21 protein-coding genes and 3 tRNA genes are annotated in these 20,497 nt (G+C 40.6%); 6 read left to right on the forward strand and 18 right to left on the reverse strand.

Features of this window, described 5'->3' with window-relative positions; translation table 11 throughout:
* Nucleotides 1–20: 20 nt before the first annotated feature.
* The gene (locus H5154_RS11305) at nt 21–2,195 is read right to left on the reverse strand and encodes a YgiQ family radical SAM protein (RefSeq protein ID WP_145234682.1); all 2,175 of its coding nucleotides are present in this window, start codon (nt 2,193–2,195) and stop codon (nt 21–23) included.
* A gap of 94 nt (nt 2,196–2,289) precedes the next feature.
* Nucleotides 2,290–4,485 (reverse strand): EAL domain-containing protein, encoded by a 2,196-nt coding sequence (locus H5154_RS11310; protein ID WP_182718346.1) that lies wholly within the window; start codon nt 4,483–4,485, stop codon nt 2,290–2,292.
* Nucleotides 4,486–4,753: 268 nt separating this feature from the next.
* On the opposite strand from H5154_RS11310, the gene H5154_RS11315 reads away from it, so the two are divergent.
* Nucleotides 4,754–5,257: an SRPBCC family protein gene (locus tag H5154_RS11315; protein ID WP_246175639.1), complete on the forward strand. Its 504-nt coding sequence runs from the start codon at nt 4,754–4,756 to the stop codon at nt 5,255–5,257.
* Complete coding sequence (locus tag H5154_RS11320; protein ID WP_182718347.1) at nt 5,226–6,113, forward strand: TIGR03899 family protein; 888 nt, start codon at nt 5,226–5,228, stop codon at nt 6,111–6,113. Before H5154_RS11315 ends, H5154_RS11320 begins: the two co-directional genes overlap by 32 nt.
* Before the next feature lie 24 nt (nt 6,114–6,137).
* Here H5154_RS11320 and H5154_RS11325 read toward each other — a convergent pair whose 3' ends face one another.
* From H5154_RS11325 to H5154_RS11365, 9 genes are all read right to left on the reverse strand, one after another.
* Nucleotides 6,138–6,899, reverse strand: coding sequence for a TIGR04219 family outer membrane beta-barrel protein (locus H5154_RS11325; RefSeq protein ID WP_149983237.1), 762 nt, complete (start codon nt 6,897–6,899; stop codon nt 6,138–6,140).
* A gap of 3 nt (nt 6,900–6,902) precedes the next feature.
* Nucleotides 6,903–7,889, reverse strand: coding sequence for a DUF2333 family protein (locus tag H5154_RS11330; RefSeq protein ID WP_145234671.1), 987 nt, complete (start codon nt 7,887–7,889; stop codon nt 6,903–6,905).
* A gap of 8 nt (nt 7,890–7,897) precedes the next feature.
* Nucleotides 7,898–8,416, reverse strand: coding sequence for a copper chaperone PCu(A)C (locus H5154_RS11335; RefSeq protein WP_182718348.1), 519 nt, complete (start codon nt 8,414–8,416; stop codon nt 7,898–7,900).
* A gap of 101 nt (nt 8,417–8,517) precedes the next feature.
* Nucleotides 8,518–8,841 (reverse strand): hypothetical protein, encoded by a 324-nt coding sequence (locus H5154_RS11340; protein ID WP_145234667.1) that lies wholly within the window; start codon nt 8,839–8,841, stop codon nt 8,518–8,520.
* 9 nt (nt 8,842–8,850) lie between these two features.
* Nucleotides 8,851–9,057, reverse strand: a complete 207-nt coding sequence (locus H5154_RS11345; RefSeq protein ID WP_149983241.1) for a PspC domain-containing protein — start codon at nt 9,055–9,057, stop codon at nt 8,851–8,853.
* An 11-nt stretch (nt 9,058–9,068) separates the two neighbouring features.
* Nucleotides 9,069–9,740, reverse strand: coding sequence for a PspA/IM30 family protein (locus H5154_RS11350; protein ID WP_182718349.1), 672 nt, complete (start codon nt 9,738–9,740; stop codon nt 9,069–9,071).
* A gap of 235 nt (nt 9,741–9,975) precedes the next feature.
* Nucleotides 9,976–10,935 carry a tRNA dihydrouridine(20/20a) synthase DusA gene (gene dusA, locus H5154_RS11355; protein ID WP_220491376.1) on the reverse strand — a complete coding sequence of 320 codons (960 nt, stop codon included), beginning with the start codon at nt 10,933–10,935 and terminating at the stop codon, nt 9,976–9,978.
* A 175-nt stretch (nt 10,936–11,110) separates the two neighbouring features.
* The gene (locus tag H5154_RS11360; protein ID WP_149983244.1) at nt 11,111–11,581 is read right to left on the reverse strand and encodes an outer membrane lipoprotein-sorting protein; all 471 of its coding nucleotides are present in this window, start codon (nt 11,579–11,581) and stop codon (nt 11,111–11,113) included.
* 104 nt (nt 11,582–11,685) lie between these two features.
* Nucleotides 11,686–12,306: a MarC family protein gene (locus tag H5154_RS11365; protein WP_149983245.1), complete on the reverse strand. Its 621-nt coding sequence runs from the start codon at nt 12,304–12,306 to the stop codon at nt 11,686–11,688.
* Between the two features lie 93 nt (nt 12,307–12,399).
* Here H5154_RS11365 and H5154_RS11370 point away from each other — a divergent pair, with 93 nt between their 5' ends.
* Nucleotides 12,400–12,834: a transcriptional repressor gene (locus H5154_RS11370; protein WP_145234655.1), complete on the forward strand. Its 435-nt coding sequence runs from the start codon at nt 12,400–12,402 to the stop codon at nt 12,832–12,834.
* A gap of 80 nt (nt 12,835–12,914) precedes the next feature.
* Nucleotides 12,915–13,382, forward strand: coding sequence for a chemotaxis protein CheX (locus H5154_RS11375; protein ID WP_145234652.1), 468 nt, complete (start codon nt 12,915–12,917; stop codon nt 13,380–13,382).
* Nucleotides 13,383–13,639: 257 nt separating this feature from the next.
* On the opposite strand, the gene H5154_RS11380 is transcribed toward H5154_RS11375, so the two are convergent.
* From H5154_RS11380 to orn, 5 genes are all read right to left on the reverse strand, one after another.
* Nucleotides 13,640–14,458, reverse strand: coding sequence for a hypothetical protein (locus H5154_RS11380; protein WP_169021497.1), 819 nt, complete (start codon nt 14,456–14,458; stop codon nt 13,640–13,642).
* 242 nt (nt 14,459–14,700) lie between these two features.
* Nucleotides 14,701–14,776 (reverse strand) — tRNA-Gly (locus H5154_RS11385).
* A gap of 47 nt (nt 14,777–14,823) precedes the next feature.
* Nucleotides 14,824–14,899: transfer RNA gene (locus H5154_RS11390), tRNA-Gly, on the reverse strand.
* A gap of 239 nt (nt 14,900–15,138) precedes the next feature.
* Nucleotides 15,139–15,214 (reverse strand) — tRNA-Gly (locus H5154_RS11395).
* 247 nt (nt 15,215–15,461) lie between these two features.
* On the reverse strand, nt 15,462–16,007 hold the full coding sequence (gene orn, locus H5154_RS11400) for an oligoribonuclease (protein WP_145234646.1): 546 nt from the start codon (nt 16,005–16,007) through the stop codon (nt 15,462–15,464).
* Nucleotides 16,008–16,128: 121 nt separating this feature from the next.
* Between orn and rsgA the strand changes: the two genes are divergently transcribed.
* Nucleotides 16,129–17,187, forward strand: coding sequence for a small ribosomal subunit biogenesis GTPase RsgA (gene rsgA, locus H5154_RS11405; protein ID WP_145234644.1), 1,059 nt, complete (start codon nt 16,129–16,131; stop codon nt 17,185–17,187).
* An 18-nt stretch (nt 17,188–17,205) separates the two neighbouring features.
* Nucleotides 17,206–18,072 (forward strand): archaetidylserine decarboxylase, encoded by an 867-nt coding sequence (gene asd, locus H5154_RS11410; RefSeq protein ID WP_182718350.1) that lies wholly within the window; start codon nt 17,206–17,208, stop codon nt 18,070–18,072.
* 107 nt (nt 18,073–18,179) lie between these two features.
* Here asd and H5154_RS11415 read toward each other — a convergent pair whose 3' ends face one another.
* Complete coding sequence (locus H5154_RS11415) at nt 18,180–18,953, reverse strand: HesA/MoeB/ThiF family protein (protein ID WP_182718351.1); 774 nt, start codon at nt 18,951–18,953, stop codon at nt 18,180–18,182.
* Nucleotides 18,946–20,481, reverse strand: a complete 1,536-nt coding sequence (gene thiE / locus H5154_RS11420; protein ID WP_182718352.1) for a thiamine phosphate synthase — start codon at nt 20,479–20,481, stop codon at nt 18,946–18,948. Before thiE ends, H5154_RS11415 begins: the two co-directional genes overlap by 8 nt.
* Between the last annotated feature and the right edge of the window lie 16 nt (nt 20,482–20,497).

The raw sequence follows: 20,497 nt of genomic DNA on the forward strand, positions 1-20,497 counted from the left end.
CGTTTTTTATTTACCTAAAACTACCTAGCCCGCTGACGATTACCGCCAACCTTAGGTTTGGTATTGGCTTTTTTAAACTGGCTAAATCCGGTGTGACGACTAAGCGCTGGACGCCCGCCTTTACCTGCTTTAAGCGATTTTTCGTCACGGGTTTCTTCTGGCACTAAGCAGTTTGGACCTTTACCAATCAACTTAGCTTTGCCCATACTACGCAGTGCTTCACGGATCATCGGCCAACCTGCTGGGTCGTGATAACGCAATATCGCTTTATGTAAACGACGTTGACGCGCGCCTTTTGGCACCGGCACTTGCTCAGTATTATTTTTAATATTACGCAGCGAGTTCATCCCAGTGTGATAAATCGTGGTGGCATTAGCCATTGGTGACGGATAAAAATTTTGCACTTGATCTAGTTTAAAATCGTTCGACTTTAACCACAACGCCATGTTCACCATGTCTTCGTCTTTAGTGCCAGGATGCGCAGAAATAAAATAAGGGATCAGGTACTGCTTTTTCCCTGCTTCTTTTGAGTATTTATCAAAAAGCTCTTTAAACTGATCATATGCGCCCATGCCTGGTTTCATCATCTTAGATAATGGCCCGTCTTCGGTATGCTCAGGCGCTATCTTTAAATAACCACCAACATGATGGGTTACAAGTTCTTTGACGTAACGAGGGTCTTGCACAGCTAAATCGTAGCGAACACCAGAGGCTATTAGGATTTTTTTAATCCCCTTAACTTCACGGGCCTTTTTATACAACTCGATAGTCGGTGTATGGTCGGTATCCATATGCTTACAAATATCAGGATATACACATGATAAACGTCGGCAGGTACTCTCAGCTTTTTTGCTCTTACAACGCAGTTTATACATGTTAGCAGTTGGCCCACCAAGGTCCGAAATAACCCCAGTAAACCCTGGTACTTTGTCACGAATTTGTTCGATTTCTTCAATAATCGATTCTTGTGAACGACTTTGAATGATCCGTCCTTCATGCTCAGTAATTGAACAGAAACTACAGCCACCAAAACAACCTCGCATAATATTAACTGAGGTTTTGATCATGTCGTAAGCGGGGATTTTTGCAGTACCATAACTTGGATGCGGAACACGCTGATAAGGCAATCCAAACACCGCATCCATTTCATGTGTTTCAAGCGGATACGCAGGTGGGTTAACCCAAATAGAACGATCGCCATGGCGTTGGAATAACGCTCGAGCACAACCTGGGTTCGTTTCTTGATGTAAAATACGTGATGCATGAGCGTACAGTGGTTTATTAACACTCACTTGCTCAAACGCAGGTAGCTTAACGTAGGTTTTTTCCCAAGGTTTAGGACGCGCTGGCTGAATGGTAATTGGTTTTGCCGCTTCAGCTTGTAAATCAATACCCGCTTTTTTAAATTCGCTTTTGCTACAACCCACATCATCCGCACCATATGGGTTTGGAATTGGGTCAATTTTACCAATTTTATCAATCGCGGTGGAATCACTACCACGCCAGCCCGGTAATGGCTCTTTACGAATAACCGCCGTACCACGGATATCTTGAATGGTATCCATCGTTTCGCCGGCGGCAATACGATGAGCAACTTCTATTAATGGTCGCTCAGCATTACCGTAAATAAGAATATCGGCTTTGGCATCAAATAAAATACTACGGCGAACTTTTTCTTGCCAGTAATCATAATGGGCAATTCGACGTAAGCTGGCTTCGATACCACCTATTACAATTGGCACACCTTTGTAGGCTTCGCGGCATCGTTGTGAGTAAATCATCACCGCACGATCAGGACGCTTGCCACCCACATTACCGGGCGTGTAGGCATCATCATGGCGCATACGCTTTTCAGCCGTATAGCGGTTGATCATCGAGTCCATGTTACCGGCAGTCACACCAAAAAATAAGTTAGGCTTACCAAGAGCCATAAAGGCATCTTTCGAATCCCATTCTGGCTGAGCGATAATACCGACCCTAAAACCTTGTGCTTCAAGTACACGACCAATTACCGCCATACCAAAGCTGGGGTGATCTACATAAGCATCACCACTGATAATGATGATATCGCAGCTATCCCAGCCAAGGGCATCCATCTCTTCGCGTGTAGTTGGTAAAAATGGTGCTGTGCCGTAACACTCAGCCCAATATTTAGGGTATGAGAATAACGCTCGCTTGGCTTTAAGTGCGCTCATATAAAGTAACCAATTGCTTTAAAAAAGGTCGCAGAGTATACCCGAATTAATCACCAAGCGATATTAGCTATTTACACTGGCATCAAACATAATATTATTTTTTACTTTCAATATATTGAATAAGCTCAACTTCAGGCATCGGTTTAGCGTACATAAAACCTTGCACTTCATCACAACCCAATTGCTTAAGAAAATCAGCTTGTGCTTGTGTTTCAACACCTTCTGCAATCGTTTTTAATCCGAGCTGCGCGCCAAGAGCTATAACCAGCTTGGCAATTGCGCCGCTGTCTTTTTCGGGTAAGTCTTTGACAAATGCACGATCTATTTTCAACCTATCCAACGGTAACTTTTGCAAATAACTCAGTGATGAAAAACCAGTACCAAAATCATCTATCGCCACTTCAATACCAAACTCTTTTAGATCTTGCAGTGTTTCAATCACCATCGAGAGATCATCCATCACCACACTTTCGGTAACTTCTAATTCAATATTTTTTGGGTTTACCTGATATTTTCGCAAAGTATCTTTGACTTGTTGTGCGTAGCCTTTTACCTTAAATTGCGGTACCGACACATTGACCGCAATACAAATTTCAACACCTTGAACCTCAAGACGTTTTTGCTGCTGACAAGCCTGCTCCAATACCCATTGACCAATCTCAACAATTAGCCCGGCATCTTCAGCAAGTGGTACAAAAATCGCAGGAGAAATATAGTTACCTTGTCCCGATGGCCAACGTAGTAATGCTTCACAGCCTTTTAATGACAAATCACTAAACGCCAATTGCGGTTGATACCATACTTCCAATTTATTATTTTCAAAGTCTTGGCGAAGCTGGCGAATAATCCCTAATCGCCAAGCCATTTGCTCTTCCATATCGGGTGTATAACAAACAGCATTCCCCTGATTACCTTTTTTAGCGTGATTGAGTGCAATATACGCAAGCTTAAGTGTTTCAATACCGGTGGTTTGAAAGTCCAGTTGCTCGCACAAACCAATTTTAAAATTAACCGGTAACAGATGCTCTGCTGCTGCAAACGGTAAGCTTAAATTTTCACTTAATTCGTTTAGATCAAATCCATCGCGCTCAATTAAAAAACCAAATACATCTGCACCAATCCGTGACAGTAATTTAGCGTTTGGGTATTCTTGTTTGAGTCGCTCAACGATTGATGTAAGTAAGTGATTACCCACTTCTTGACCCAGACCATTGTTGATGTCTGAAAAATGAGCGACATCAATTAGAATAAATAGATACTCGTTACTATTTAATCGATGATACTTTTCAATTTGTTCAATAAAATCAGTTCTATTGGCAAGACCTGTTAACACATCTTTGTAGGCTGCATCTCTGAGTTTATTAAAAAGTCTGACGTTATCTAAGCCTACACTGACGTTTGTTAAGAAAATTTCAGCAAATTGCAATTGTGTTAAGCTTGGTTGGCTAACGTACTCTAAGTAAATAGCAGCCTGACGATTTTTACTTTTCAATAAAAACGTAGTGTCGTGCTCAGTGTGCTGATGTTCGCCAAACTCAAAACAATTTTTCACTTGCAAAATAATCCGCCCATCATCAAGTTGTTCTACACCTTGGCCAATAAAAGCACTAAACTCAGCGCAACCACCCAACACTTGAACTTGATAACTATCATCCAGACTGCCACACACAACCCCCCTTGGCGCACAATCTAAAATTACCGAGAGCTGCTTAATCACCGCCATAGTAAATGCTTTAATGTCGGTAAAACCTAAAATTGCCTTTGAGGCTAACAGAATATTATTTAACGCTTTGCTTTGATATTCAAGTTGGCAAACTTGTTCGTATGAGCGAATAGCTGTAACTAACGAGGTAACTAGCTTACTGCGGGTAAGTTCGGTTTTAGTTTTATAATCATTGATATCATATTCTCGGATCACCTGTTCTTCAGGCGCATATCCAGGCTGACCCGTTCGTAAGATAATTCGTACGTTATGATTTTTCAGCGTATCACGTACCTCTTTAACTACTTTTAAACCCGCATCATCGGATTCCATGACTACATCTAACAGTAATACCGACACATTATTAGTATTAGCTAACACTTCAACTGCTTCAGCGCCAGAATAAGCATGATGAAAACGCAGTGTTCTTCCCCAAAACTCGACGCCTGAGAGTGCTAGTTCTGTTACAGTGTGAATTTCAGGATCGTCATCAACAATCAGAACATCCCAGTAATCTTTGGGCACAACCTCTTCATGAGGCTCATCTTCATGGTTAAAAAACAAAAAATCATTGTGTTCTGACGTCATTCCAAATCCTTTAAATTCAAATATTACGCGCCATCATTTAATATTGAGACAATTCAGTTATTGACTAATAAGTTATCACTATTTAACTTATGATACAGTATTAATGTCGATGATTAATGAATATTGATTTACAGATTATAGTCGATATTCAGCAGCTTGCTGTGCGACAGTGGAATTTATAATTTAAGGAACAGCCATTAATATTTTACCCAGAATTACTAAATTTATTTTTCTGATTACTTTAATTCTTTTGGTAATTGGGCTGCTATTGCCACAGCAATACCAAGTACAAAAGAGCATTGAAATTCATGCTCCGCAAACAGATATCACCCCGTTACTTAGTGATTTTACCAAGTGGTCTAGCTGGTCACCTTGGCAAAAAGTAGATCCGAGTATTGTTTTCACGCTTGGAGAGCCGAGCTCTGGCGTTGGTGCTCATCAATTTTGGCAAAGTAGCTGGGGATTTGGTGAAATGACGATTACCAATATAAGCAGCACTAAAATCAATTTTAATATTCTCTTTAATGAAGAGCATATTGTTACAGGTGTGGTCTCTTTTTCACCACTAGCTAATGGTAATCAAGTGACATGCTCACTAGATGGCGAAGTTACTACTTCAATTTTAGGTGGTTACTTGGCGCTATTTAGCCAATATATTTTGGCAAATACGGTGAAACTTGGACTTAATAATTTAAAAACTACTGCACAGCTGCAAATAGCCCCACACAGCGAGAAGATCGATGACGATTCAAACAGCCCAAGCAAAAATTAACCTTGCTCATATAATTGAAACTAAGCTAGGTTACTCGATGAGTAAAACCAGTTCGACTCGCCTTACCAGTACCAGTGATGATAGTTATGGCCCACAAGGGCAAAGTAAACTGCCCTATCAAGTCAATAGTGATAACTCAACACTCAATAGAGCCCAACATCGCCAACAATTGCTCCTTATCAAACAACAACACAATATTGAAGCGATTATGGCCATGGCAATGGATTTTTGCCCTGACGTAACTAGTAAAGGGCAACCTGACAGTGATTGGGTCGAACGCTTTATTGCACTATGTGAAGATACTTCAAACGAATCAATGCAAAAGCTGTGGGCAAAAATTTTAGCGGGAGAAACGGTATCACCGGGAACATTTTCAATTAAAAGCTTACAAACACTTAAGCAAATGACCCAGCGCGAAGCGGATGCATTACAAAAATGTACCGCGATTTGTGGCTATAATGAAAAAGATAATAGCCATTTAATTTTATTAGGCTTTTATAAAAAACCTTCGCTATTTGATTTGCTACGCAAAGGCAATAAAGTGTCGTTTAACTTAGGTAAAGCTGGGATCAGCTTTCCTGATGTATTAACTTTGATGGATATCGGCCTAATCTACCGTAAAGAAATTGAATCCGCAGCACTTAAGGCGGGCCAAGAAATGAATCTGACATTTTTAACCCAACGGATTGCACTCAAACCAAAAAATAACGATTTAGTGCTCAGTTACTATAAATTTACGCAAACGGGTGATGAACTTAGAAAATTGATTAACACGCCAGTTAATAAGGCCTATAAGCACTTGTTAAACAGTGCACTTGAGGAAGAGTTTGAAGTAGCGTGGCACGCAATTAAATAACGGTACCACGCCAAAGCACACAAATTAGAAGTGAATTTGTATGCCGGCAAATGGACCTGATGCATCAATATTAGTATATAGATTATCAATATCATCAAGCTCTAGCGTCATTTTACGGTAACCCGCTTTGATATCTAAATCTACCGCTAAGTTATCAAGTAAAGCCCATGCAATACCCGCTTGGTAGTCTTGTACTTTGCTATCATCGATAGCAAGTAAGCTGCCTTCAAAGAATACGCTTAAACCCGTTAACGGTAAGCCTACTTCAGCACGACCATACACTAATGGCACAAAACCAGAAAAATCCACAGTTTCTGTTGTTGTTGTGCCATTGGCAGTACCGGTAACAACAATATCGCCATCAAACTGCTTAGCATTTACACCTAAGTCGATAGACAACAAGTCATTATCAAATATCTCATAGTATAAAATATAATCAATGTGTGATAAATCGCTGACCGTAGTTGCAGTGGTATTGGTTGTAAATGAAGTGCCACCAAACTCAAACGTCTCATTAAGCAAGGTTGAGCCATTTAACTCAAGCTCGGTATACTTTAACTTAATATTTGGCACTAATGGAATTGGATGCTCAAGCGCTGCGTAGTAGCTAATGAAGGTTTCATCTTCAAAATTAAAGTCTTGCATATTACCGCTATCAGAAAAGCTACCTGAATTATCAGATTGCCAGCCATCAACACCAACATATAAACCTAATAGAGTGTCAGCGTGAGCCGCTGGAGCCAAAAATGCCATCGAAAGGGCAGCGGCTAAACAGTACTTTTTCATGTGTTATCCTTGCGCTAAAAGTTCGCTAAGTTCAATAAGAGCCGCATTGGCTCGTGAAATATAATTTGCCATTACTAATGAGTGATTAGCAACAAAACCAAAACCATTACCATTTAAAATCACCGGACTCCAAACAGTCTCTTGGGTTGCTTCAAGCTCACGTATAATTTGTTGTAAGCTCACACGTGCATTCTTTTTCTCTAATACATCAGCAAAGTCATATTCTACCGCTTGCAAAAAATGTAATAAAGCCCAAGTTGCACCGCGTGATTCATAAAACACATCATCAATTTCCCACCAAGAGGTTTTTATCTGATTTTGTAATGGTGCATAAGTCGCTTGGTGTGCTTCTTTGTCACCAGCTAAATCAGTATTTAACCGATCTTGACCAACGCTGGCACTTAACCGCTGACTTAAACTACCAAGGCGTTTTTCGGCTTCTTTTAACCAGCCTCGTAGGTTGTCTGCCCGCGCGTAAAACTGACTGTCACGACTGTTTTGGTCAGCTATTTGAGTACGATACACGATTAATAAATCAATGCCTTTTTGGTATTCACTCTCGGCACTTGGCCACGCCCATGCTTCTGAACTAATATTAAATTGGGGCTGGGCTTTTTTTAGAGCTTCATGTTCGGTCGATTGCGACTGAGAACGGCTAAAGTCTTTACGCATTGATAGCGCCAAATCGCGCGTCATTTCTAATGCGCCATATTCCCAAGCAGGCATATTATCCATAAGAATACTCGGAGGTATTACATCATTTGATAAATAGCCACCAGGTTTATTCAATAATGTGCTGGCAACATTAATCAAAGCCGTAGTTGTTGTGTAACCTGTTACTAGTTTTTCGCCACGCTGCTGCGCATCCTGTTTAGCTTGCGTGATCACATTTACGCGGCTTGGCTCAACACTCCAATACACAGATACGGCATAAAATAAAATAAAAACTAATATTAGCCCTGCTATAATTTTCCCTTTATGTTGTGACATTTAATCTCCTAGTGATGTGTATGGTGCTGTTCAGATAGTGATACTTGCTCAACTTGGCTTTCTAATGAAACCACGGTAGCTTGAGTAAATACACGATCTCCATTGCTAAAATATAGCGTGAGTTTGAGTTCTTGCCCTATTTTTAACGGCTCTTTTGGTTCAAAAACCATTAAATGATAACTACCTGGCTTAAAATCTAGCTGTTGATGTGCTTTGATCTCTAACCCATCTACTTTTTGCATTTTCATCATACCATTAACATGCTGATGTTCATGTACTTCAACTCGTCCTAAGCCCTCAAGGCTAGCCTTAGTTAATGTCACTGCTGCATCACCATGATTAACAAGCGTTAAATAACCAACACTGGATTGACTGCCAGGTAAAAAAATCCTTACTTGGGCATTGCTAACTACAATATCACTTGCTGTATCATGTTGATGCTCTGCATGGGCAAATAGCACAGGAGAGTATAGGCCTACAGCTAAAAAAGCCGCTGTGAAGATAGTTAGTAATGGCTTAAGAGTCATTTCGATCCTTGTTATAATAATCACTTTAAGTGCTAAATTTAGCATATTTGCGAAAAAATAGTCAGCTAAATTAGCATTTAAGGTAACCTCTGTGTGGCAAGCTATGCCACCTTTTTATTATCCGCGACTAACCAACACAGAAAAACAATCAGCAGTAGCGGCCATGCGATCATCACAGAACCAAACAACAAAGCCAGCATCACGCCGACTCCTATTATTAGACCTGCGCCAATCAAACCAACACTAACCAGCGCAATAATGGCAATAACGACCACCACAGCGACTAATGCACCAAATAGTTCAATGCCAACCCAACTCAAGTCAGCAATCCACAAAGGGAGCTGCCATGAGTCAAACTGCATTATCTCAAATGGACTAGAAGCGATAAACAATGCTGCTAGTAGACACAGTGCAATAATTTTCATGGCGCTCTCCTAATAAACCTTGTTGTCTAAACAACAATGTGCAATTAAATAACCCGCACCAATAAACAGTGGGAACTGAATAAACAGTACAATAGTTGCTAATCGAGTTGCCCAAATCGGAAAGTCAAACCGACGCGCTAAGCCACTACATACTCCCGATATTTTTTTATTTAATGGATCTTTACACCATTGAGTATTGTTATTAAATGTATTCATTTTTATAACTCCTAAGCCGACTGTTTTACTTTAGCTTTAAGTGCTGCAAGCTCTTTATCCAAGGCTTCGTCTTTTACAAGCGCATCAATTTGCGTTGCCGTGTCTGATTGATTAGCTGCAGCCATTTCGTATGCTTCCACTTGTGATTCAATTGACTCAACTCGGCGCTCAATCACATCAAAACGCGACAGTGCATGTGCCACTTTATCGCTATGTAACTGCTGATTAACTCGTACTCGTGCATTTAAAACACTATGCACCTGAGTTAAGCTCTGCCGCTTTGCTTTGGCAGCACTAAGTTTGTCTTGTAAACGCTGTGCATCGTCAGCTAACTTGGCCAATGAATCGGTTAATTTAACGAGCTCAGGTTCAACAGCTGCCATATCAGCGACTACACGCTGCTTTTCTTTTAATGCGGCTGTGGCTAAATCATCTCGGCCTTTACTAACGGCTATTTCGGCTTTTTCTTGCCATTGTGCTATGGATGTTAACTTATCACTTTGCTGGCGTTTCAATGCTTTTTCTTCACACAAAATCGCTGCAGTAGTAGTACGACACTCATTCAGAGCTTGTTGCATCTCGATAATAAGTAAATTAAGTAGTTTTGCTGGATCCTCTGCCTTATCAAGCACAGCGACCAAGTTTGATTGAATTAGATCATTAACACGATTCATTAGGCCCATGATTTTCTCCTGTTGATTATGGGTGATTACACCAAGGAGATTCCAAGACTTATGCCATGTCGTTAGAAAAACAACTAAAACAATAAATAACAATAGGATAGAAAGATAACATCAATTTAAAAGTGACGTTTAGCTGAATTAAAATACGTTAAATTAACTAAAAAAGTGATATTTTGACTAAATTTTAGGATCAAAAAAAGCCACTAAAAAGTGGCTTCCAAGATTAAAATTTCAGCTATTCAGGCACAAAACTTAATGCTTTATCCATCACTGATAAATCTGCTTGCTTACCATGGCCGTTTTCAGATAAATGACGTCTAAATCCTCGCGCCCCTGGTTGGCCTTGGAAAATACCCAACATATGGCGAGCTATATGCCAAAAGTTAGCGCCTTGGCGCATTTCATCTTCAATATAACCATACATTGAACGCACCACGTCATGACGCGATAATGTACACGCAGTATCACCGTAAATTTTCTCGTCCACTTCACTTAATATAAATGGATTACTATACGCTTCACGACCGATCATAACGCCATCAAGATGCGCTAAATGAGCAACACTATCAGCGATGGTATTAACCCCACCATTTAAGCTTAAATCAAGCTGTGGGTAATCTTTTTTCAGTTGATAAACACGCGGATAATCAAGTGGTGGAACTTCACGGTTTTCTTTCGGACTTAATCCCTTTAGCCATGCTTTACGGGCGTGAATAATAAAGTCATCACAGCCAACCTTATGACTCGCTTCGATCAGCGCACATAAAAACTCATATGAATCCTGCTCATCAATACCAATGCGTGTTTTCACCGTAACAGGAATAGTAACCTCCGCCTTCATTGCTGCAATACAATCAGCAACAAGCTGCGGCTCGCCCATTAAACACGCACCAAAGCGGCCATTTTGCACTCGATCCGAAGGGCAACCAACATTTAGGTTTACTTCATCATAACCACGTTCAGCAGCCAGTTTTGCACACTTTGCCAAAGCTTCAGGATCAGAGCCACCTAATTGCAAAGCAACGGGGTTTTCATGTGTATTAAAGTGTAGATAATCACCACGCCCAAATAAAATTGCACCGGTTGTTACCATTTCGGTGTAAAGCACCGCATGCTTGGTCATTTTACGATGAAAAGTACGGCAATGGCGGTCTGTCCAATCGAGCATGGGTGCCACAGAAAAACGTCTATTCAAAGTAAAATCCTCAGATGATATATAAGTATAAGGGTTATTCCCTCATTGGAAGGCGCTATATTTTACACAAATCAAAGCCGAGCTTCAATCGTAAGCAAGTTGTTGTTTGTCGGTAGCAGAGATTGAGTTGTTTAACGCAGCAACAAAAATGTATGCTGCGCTTTAGATAATATACTTAAAACGATTTTGTTAGATTATCAAATTGCTGGCCTTGCACTGTAATAGTGGTTTTTTCTAAGCTTATATAATCATTTTTTTGCTTGGGGTTAACCAAACGTGCTGCGACTTCAAATTTAGCAACTTTAGCTTCGCTATTTAGCTCAAGTATTTTTAAAGATGAATGAGTATCATGCTTAGCTGACTGCACATAATATTCACCAGCCCAACTGGCATCAAACACTAAATTAGGCGCATTTTTAGCGGAAGATTCAATAAACACTCCCTCTTTAATTTCGTCTCGTAATAAAGTAACGGTGTAATGATCTCCTCCCGTATGACCGAAATATACGGTAACGGCATGATTGTCATTATGACTAAAATCATAGTCAGTAACTTGAATAACCTTCATTTCGCTTGGAGGCGGTTCAACGCAAGCCGTTAATCCTAAAGCGAGAAAACCGCATAAAATAATCTTTTTTAATAACATTTTTCATTCCTTAAATTTTATTACGTTATATTTAATCTAGATAATTCTAAGCAATAATTCAAAATTTTATATGACAATAGTTTTTTAACAGCGCTACACAGCCTTTATATGAATACTTGTAAGCCAAAATAATGGGCTATCCCGTCGAGTATATTTGTCACGGCAACTGATGAAAGGATCAAACCCATGATCCGGCTAACGATACTCGCACCGCTATCACCAATTAATTTGTGAACATGGGTTGCCAACAGTAACAGCACAAGTACCACAGTAAGAACAGCTAACATCATTGATGAAGTAATTAACTGCTCAACCCACGTGTATTCAGTATTACGAGTCATCAAAACAGCGCCAAGCATCGCGCCTGGACTGGCGATTGATGGGATAGCTAAAGGGAAAATGGCCGTTTCAGTGCTATCACGTACACTTTTAATTTCCATTTCTGGTTTACTTTCACCAAAAATCATCGACAAAGCGAACAGCAATAACACGATACCACCTGCGATTTGAAACGCTGACAAGGGGATATTAATAGCATTTAAAAGCAGCTCCCCAGCGACAACAAAAAACAATAATACCCCAGCAGACACCAGAACAGCTTTCAACGCGACTTTACGTTTGAATTTGTCACTATCTCCGCGTGTTAAGGCTATAAAAACAGGCACAGTACCGATTGGATCGATAACCGCAAAAAAGAAAATAAATACCGCTAATAATTCATTCATTGTTAGCCTTCCTAGAATAAAACTGTCTAATAAAAACGCTGCAACTACAATACAGTATGTTAGTATAACACGGTAGCGTAAGGATAAGAGAAGATGAAAATAGAATCACTCGTTAGTAAAGCCAAACAAGTGTGTGACAATCGCGGTGCGCGATTCACTCCAATTCGTGAAAAAGTATTTCGCCTATTAGCAAGTGCGCAAGGCGGAGTGGGCGCTTATGATTTATTAGAGCAACTAAAACTCACTGAATCAGGAGCAAAACCAGCCACAATTTACCGTGCCTTAGACTTTTTAGCTGAATTAGGTTTTATTCACAAAATTGAAAGTACTAACGCATTTATGTTGTGTCATCATTTTGATCATATCCACCCTGTACAACTGTTGATATGCGACAGTTGTGGTTTTGTCAAAGAGCTGCACTCTAGCGTGATTTCGCATGAACTTAATAGTCTTGCTGCTGAGAGTGGTTTCGTCGTATCGGGGCAAACTATTGAAGCCCATGGTAGATGTGGAAATTGTAAAGAATAATTAAGTGCAGAGCTAAAATAACTCACTACACTTTAACGTATAACCGCAGTTAAACTGCTAAATTCGAGGGATAAACAATAATGAATGTAGAGTTCATCAATCCTTTTTTATCATCTTTATTAAATGTGCTCAGCACAATGGCGCAAACCGAACTAAAACCGGGTAAGCCGAAAATAAAAAAAGATGAAGTTGCCTGTGGCGACGTTTCGGGATTAATTGGCATGGTAGGACCGCAAACTAAAGGTTCATTTTCGATCACTTTTGATGAGAGCCTTGCCTTGACTATTATGGAAAGAATGCTAGGTGAACGCCCTGATTCGATCAATGAAGAAGTAACCGATATGGTTGGTGAAATTACCAATATGGTCACTGGTGGGGCAAAAAATCTACTTGGTGAAAAAGGCTATGACTTTAATATGGCTACACCAATCGTTGTGTCTGGTAAAGGCCATACCATAACTCATAAAAGTGAAGGGGCAAAAATATTAATCCCATTTACCTCTGATGCCGGTAATGCCAATATTGAAGTTAGTTTCGATAAAATATGAGCTGGTTGCAAAAAACCATTCAATTAAAGATCCACCTTCTAAAGAAGGTGGTTTTGAATTAGCCCCCTAAAAGGGAGCGTTGTTTACTCCAGAGTTAACGGAGCTTGCTCTTGTCTCCCCCTTTCTGCTGATGCCTGACATATCTTCGTATTGTTTCTTCGTTTACCATCTACTGAAGTAGGTGGTTTAAGGGCTGAAAATAAAAACCCGCTATAAGCGAGTTTTTAACTAGAAAACAGTATCCATCTTAGCTTTTTTTAGTTGTATATATACCAACACTGAGTGCTTGGAAAACTTTCTAGATTACCATTCATGTTTCTAACTTGAACAATCGTGTTTACACATCTTTTAACTCTTCTTAATTGTCTTTCCCACAAAAAGTCCCACATAGCATCACTGGCATTTAAGTCATAGTCTCTATTCCCCAACCAGCTTGTTTCATTTCCCTCTACGACTCTATAAATAAATTCAGAAAGCTTTACATACCCATTTAAATCTATATCGGCACGTATGTATGCGATAACATTCCCATGCGGATTCAAAAACTTAAAAAATACAGGCTTATTACTAGCTTTTAAAAAAAGGTCAACAGCTGTGGTGATATCAGAAAATGAAATGGAGCGATCTAGCTCCAATAGTCTATTTTTAAGATTATCCTCAATTTTCTTTCTATTCGCATTTCCAACCATTGCTTTAAAAAAAATGCTTATATCTCCAACTAGATGCTGTAAATGTTCTTTGTAATCACTTAAGTTACAATTTTTTTGATCGCAATCTTCAAAACGTAAATTAATATCTAATTTATTTACCTTCACATTTTTCTTAGTACTAAGCGTCAATGCTCCTTGCTTTTTTGTCTCTGTAAATAGTGAAGCATAATATTTTACTTCAAACATTTTGCCTGATATCAATAACTCTTCTTCACCTTCAATTTTACTTTTACCTGTGATTAACACCTTTATTGGACACACCTCATAATAGTGGTCAGGCTGATTAGGTTTATCACAATCATCTAAAGGCGCAGAAAATGCTCCGAATGAAATAAAAACAAAACCCATTAACATTAAATATTTCATAAATAAATTCCCTTTTGAGTTATTCCCATATTTTACAATAGCAAAAAAAGGGAATTACTCAAAAAATATAAAACTTAAAGTGGCTGATAAACGGACTGAATACACTAAATTGATGTGGGAAGCCGTGTGTCTCTTAGAAATCAGCTAAAGCCTTAAACATAACGCTTAGAACGTCTTTTAGATGACGACATGTGTTTATCTGCTAGTGAATTAATAGAGATTGGATGTTTACTTAAAGAGATTGGAGCGGTACACGAGGCTCGAACTCGTGACCTCGACCTTGGCAAGGTCGCGCTCTACCAACTGAGCTAGTACCGCATAATATTTTTCACTTTAAAATTACTCCAATTTCTTTGGTTAGAAATTGGAGCGGCACACGAGGCTCGAACTCGTGACCTCGACCTTGGCAAGGTCGCGCTCTACCAACTGAGCTAGTGCCGCATTTCAAAATAGTCAGTAATTTGTCCGTTGGTGCGCGACAAGTCGCGGTAAAACGTTCTGGCAACTGAGCTAGTGCCTCATTTCAAAATAGTCAGTAATTTGTCCGTTGGTGCGCGACAAGTCGCGGTAAAACGTTCTGGCAACTGAGCTAGTGCCGCATTATAATTTTTAGGTTCTAGGTTCTAAAAAAGTTTATAGCTTTTAATTTGAAACTTGCTGCAATTTCTTTGGTGAGAAATTGGAGCGGCACACGAGGCTCGAACTCGTGACCTCGACCTTGGCAAGGTCGCGCTCTACCAACTGAGCTAGTGCCGCATTTCAAAATTGTCAGTAATTTGTCCGTTGGTGCGCGACAAGTCGCGGTAAACGTTCTGGCAACTGAGCTAGTGCCGCATTCAAAATAGTCAGTAATTTTTCCGTTGGTCCGCGACAGGTCGCGGTGAACGTTCCGGCAACTGAACTAGTGCCGCATTCAAATTGCTCAAGCACACTAACCCCGCGGGGGTTATCGTCTTAAGCGGGGCAGGATTCTACAATAATCCGATGTGTTTGCAAGTGTTTTTTACAAATTAAAGAATTTTTCTTGGTAGACTTTTAATTCCATGATGGAATCTTTGATATCATCAAGAGCAAGGTGTGAACCTTTTTTGTGCACTTGTGCTAAAACTTCTGGTTTCCAGCGTCGTGCTAGTTCTTTGATAGTGCTTACGTCTAAATTACGATAGTGGAAGTAATCTTCCAGTTCACGCATATATTTATTCATAAAGCGTCTATCTTGGCCTATTGAATTACCACACATAGGCGAAGCGCCTGCAGGAACCCACTGCTTTAAAAATGCCAAAGTTTGTTCAACAGCATCTTGCTCTGTGAATGTGCTCGCTTTACAGCGTGCAGTTAACCCTGACTGACCATGTTGCTTAGTACACCATTCATCCATACCATCAAGCAACTCATCACTTTGATGAATTGCAATAGTTGGCCCTTCAGCCAAGATGTTTAACGCACTGTCGGTGACAACCGTGGCTATTTCGAGTATTTTGTCTGTACTTGGTTCAAGACCTGTCATTTCGAGGTCGAGCCAAATCAGATTTGATTTATGAAAAGACATAATTACCTTGCGGTGCTTTCCTTTAGATCTAACGCATTTAGATATATCATATTAGTATCATCAGTCGACCTAAAGCTTTTTTTTCAAAAAGCACGACATTTAACTAAGTTATGGGCCAAAAGTGGCAAAACAGAAGAAATTAAGTAAAGGTCAATCCCGTAGGATTAAGGCCAATCACCAAAAACGCTTGTCTAATGCAGATTCTGCGCCAACCACTAACAAGGTTGAGCAATGGCAAACTGACAATTTAGGTGCGCCTGAAAATGCCGTGGTGATCAGTCGGTTTGGTCAACATGCCGATATTGAAACTGATAACGGAGATGTTTTGCGCTGCAATATTCGCCGTACCGTTAAAGGTATTGTTTGCGGAGACGAAGTGCAATTTCGCCGCGCAAAAGTCAGCGAAGGTGATTTAGCTGGCGTTATAGAAGCGATGCATGAACGGCGCTCGCAACTTACTCGCCCTGATTTTTACGACGGTGTAAAAGTCATAGCCGCCAACATTGACCAGATTTTGATGGTCTCTGCGGTACTACCAGAGTTTACCCCCAGTATTATCGACCGCTATTTAATTGCTTGCGAAGATATGGGCATTGAGCCTATTTTAGTGCTCAATAAAATAGATTTAATTGATGAGCCTGGGCTTGCTAACATCAATAAAATTCTGGATATTTATAGGTCACTTGATTATCAAGTATTACTAGTCAGTAATAAAACCGGTTACGGTATTGATGCACTCAAAGAAACCTTAATTGATAAAAATAGTATTTTTGTTGGTCAAAGTGGTGTGGGTAAATCAACTTTAGTTAACACTGTTTTACCTGATGCTGAAATACTGACCAAAGAGGTCTCTGAAAATAGTGGCCTTGGCCAACACACAACAACCGTGTCACGACTTCATCACTTACCTTCAGGCGGTAACTTAATTGATTCCCCTGGTATTCGTGAATTTGGCTTGTGGCATTTAGATGTAGAGCGCGTTACTTGGTGCTTTAAAGAGTTTCGCAAGTTTATTGGCGGTTGCCGCTTTAGAGACTGTAAGCATTTAAATGATCCGGGCTGTATAATTCGCCAAGCAATCGATGATGGTGATATTTCACAGCTACGTTTTGATAGCTACCATAGAATTTTAGAAACAATGGCCGATGGCCGAGCGGGTGCTCGTGCTCCACGCGTATAATTTTTTAGGAAAAAACTTGTGAGTTTAGACAAATTCAAAATCGCAATGCAGTACGCAATGCCAAAACATTTTGTATCCCGTATGGTAGGCAAGTTAGCTGCAGCTAAAGCAGGCGCACTAACAACTACTTTAATTAAATTGTTTATTAAACAATATAAAATTGATATGAATGAAGCGCAATATAGCGACCCAGCTCACTATAAAACGTTTAATGAGTTTTTTACTCGTCCTTTAAAAGAAGGCGTTCGGCCATTAACCACTGAAGATGACATCATTACTCATCCTGTAGATGGTGCCATCAGTCAACTAGGCCCAATTGTTGAAGGCCAGCTTATTCAAGCCAAAGGACATGGCTATAGCTTACAAGCTTTACTTGGCGGCTCAGAGCAAGATACAGCGCCTTTTTTAGGCGGCGACTTTGCAACGATTTACTTAGCGCCAAAAGATTATCATCGTATTCATATGCCGATTGATGGCACCTTGAGTAAAATGATTTACGTCCCCGGTGATTTATTTTCAGTAAACCCACTTACCGCGCAAAATGTACCTAACCTATTCGCTCGTAACGAACGCGTAGTAGCCATTTTTGAGACTGAAATTGGCCCGCTTGCCATGGTATTAGTGGGTGCAACAATTGTTGCCAGTATCGAAACTATTTGGGCAGGTACAGTTACACCACCAGCAGGTAAAGATGTATTTAGCTGGAACTACAAAACCTCAGGTGAAAATGCAATTACCTTGAAAAAGGGTGAAGAGATGGGTCGCTTTAAATTAGGCTCCACGGTTATTTTAGCCTGGGGTGCTAATAAAGCAGATATCTTTGATGATCAAAAACCAGGCACAGTGACTCGCATGGGCACACCGTTTGCTAAAATTGATGATTGATGATTGATGATTGATGATTGATGATTAATACCTAATTAATAATTAAGTTATAACTCATTTTAATTAAAAACGCGGACTGACTAATGCAGTCATGCCGCGTTTTTTATTTAAGCTCTTTCCCCAGCACACTCAGTACATTCGGGCGCTTTAGTTAATTTAAACTGCTGCTGCGCTAAACTTAGCCCATCAAAACGAATAAACTGACTGCCTTGATGATGGCCCAGCAAGATATTAACTGCCAACAGTGCTTGCATCGAGCCAATAACACCTAACAACGGACTAAGCACGCCCGCGTTACTGCAATTAAGCGCTTGCTGTTGCGGTTGTGCTCCAAATATACACCCGTAACAAGGGCTCTGTGGCTGGCGAAAATCGAAACACATCAACTGCCCTTCACTCGCTATTGCCGCCCCCGACACCAGTGGAATACCCAGTGCCAAGCATTGCTGGTTTACTACATAGCGAGTGCTGAAGTTATCGCTGCAATCAAGTACTAAGGTTGCGCCAGTAAAAACTTGTTCAGCATTTTCAGTGGTTAGTTTTGCACTTACTGTGTTGATCTTGATTTGATTATTTAAGCTGCTTAATACTTTGCCCGCAGCGCTGACCTTATCTTGCCCTAAATGATTTACTTTATAGAGCACTTGGCGCTGTAAATTTGAAAGCTCAACCTTATCATCATCTAGCAAGCTTAATTCGCCAATGCCAGCCGCAGCTAAATACAGTAATGCGGGGCTGCCTAACCCCCCCGCTCCAATTACCACAACGTGAGCGGCTTTGAGATTTAATTGCCCTTCAAAGCCGACTTCTTTAAGCATTAAATGACGACTGTAACGTAACTGCTCTTTGTCAGATAAAGATCCTTTTATTGCCTCACTCATTGCTATTAATAACCATTTGTAAATCGGCAATCGCCTGTTGATAGTCACTGGCCTCACTAATAGCCCTAACAACAGCTACACTGCCAACACCGGTTGCAGCAACCTCGCCCGCTCGTGCTAAATCAATGCCACCAATAGCTACCGTTGGGTAATCACTCATTAACGGCACAAAATGCTTTAACTTTTCAAGCCCTTGAATTTGCCCTGTCATATCTTTGGTCGTGGTTGGGTAAATAGCGCCAAACGCCATATAACTCGGGCGGTAATTATGAGCGCGCAGCATTTCATAAAAACCATGGGTCGAAATCCCCAAACGCATGCCCGACTCTTTAATGGCCACCAGATTAGCCTCAAGTAAATCTTCTTGACCTAAATGCACACCATAAGCGCCATGTTTGATTGCCAGCTGCCAATGATCGTTGATATACACATTGCCATCGTACTTTTTACCAAGTGTGACCGCCGCAGCAATAGCGTGTTCAAGCTCTTCTTCGCTGGCGTTTTTCATTCTAAGTTGTACAGTTTTAACGCCTTGCGCTAAACACTTTTCTAACCAATCGAGACTATCAACCACTGCATATAAACCAAGCTGTTTGTTTTCACACTCAGTAAAACCTGCCGCCATAGTAAATTCGTTTGGTTGTTCAAAATCCAGCTCATCACCCAGCCAACTACCCGCTTCAATGACTTGTGGGTAATCATCAAGATTATCGGGAAAGCTCGTTTGTGCCACAGGGCCAATTCCTTCACCATAACGAACCGCAGCTTTTAAACCTTGATTTATATAGGCTTTGGCTAAAATAAAGGCATCTTTAAGCGGGTAACCTTTCGCTAAACACGCTGCAATCACTGACGCCATACTACAACCGGTACCATGGCTGTGCGGCGTTTGAATTTTTTCGTTACCAAGCCAATATTCATTGCTGCCATAAGAGCTGGCATCACTGCAGTAATCAATGCAATATCCGCTTGGATAATCCCAATGGCCACCTTTGATCAGTACCGCTTTTGCGCCCCAACTTTGTAGCTTTTGCGCAGCCTCGATCACAGCACTGGGACCAATTAAATATATCCCAGTGAGCAACTGCGTTTCATGGGTATTGGGGGTGATCACATCCACCAGCGGCAATAAGCATTCTTTAATTGCGCTAACGGTATCTTCTTCTGTCAGTAAGTCACCACTGCTAGCAATGGCCACCGGATCATATACAACCAAAGGCGCAACCGGCCAAGTGGCTTTATAATGTTTTAGATGCTCACTGATCAATTGAATTTGCTGCACATTGGCAAGCATACCAATTTTAATAACACGGGCTTTCATGTCGCTTTCAAGGGCGAGTAATTGCGACTCAATAACATCGGTTGAAATCGGGTTAAGTGCTTCAACGCCTAGGCTGTTTTGCGCAGTCAATGCGGTGATCGCTGTACAACCATGGACGCCAAAACTTTGCATCGCTTTAATATCCGCCTGAATACCTGCACCACCGCCAGAGTCAGAGCCAGCAATTGTCCAAACAACATGATTCATAGTTACGTATTTCCTA

It is taken from the genome of Pseudoalteromonas sp. SR44-5, assembly GCF_014163675.1.
GTDB classification, from domain to species: domain Bacteria; phylum Pseudomonadota; class Gammaproteobacteria; order Enterobacterales; family Alteromonadaceae; genus Pseudoalteromonas; species Pseudoalteromonas rhizosphaerae.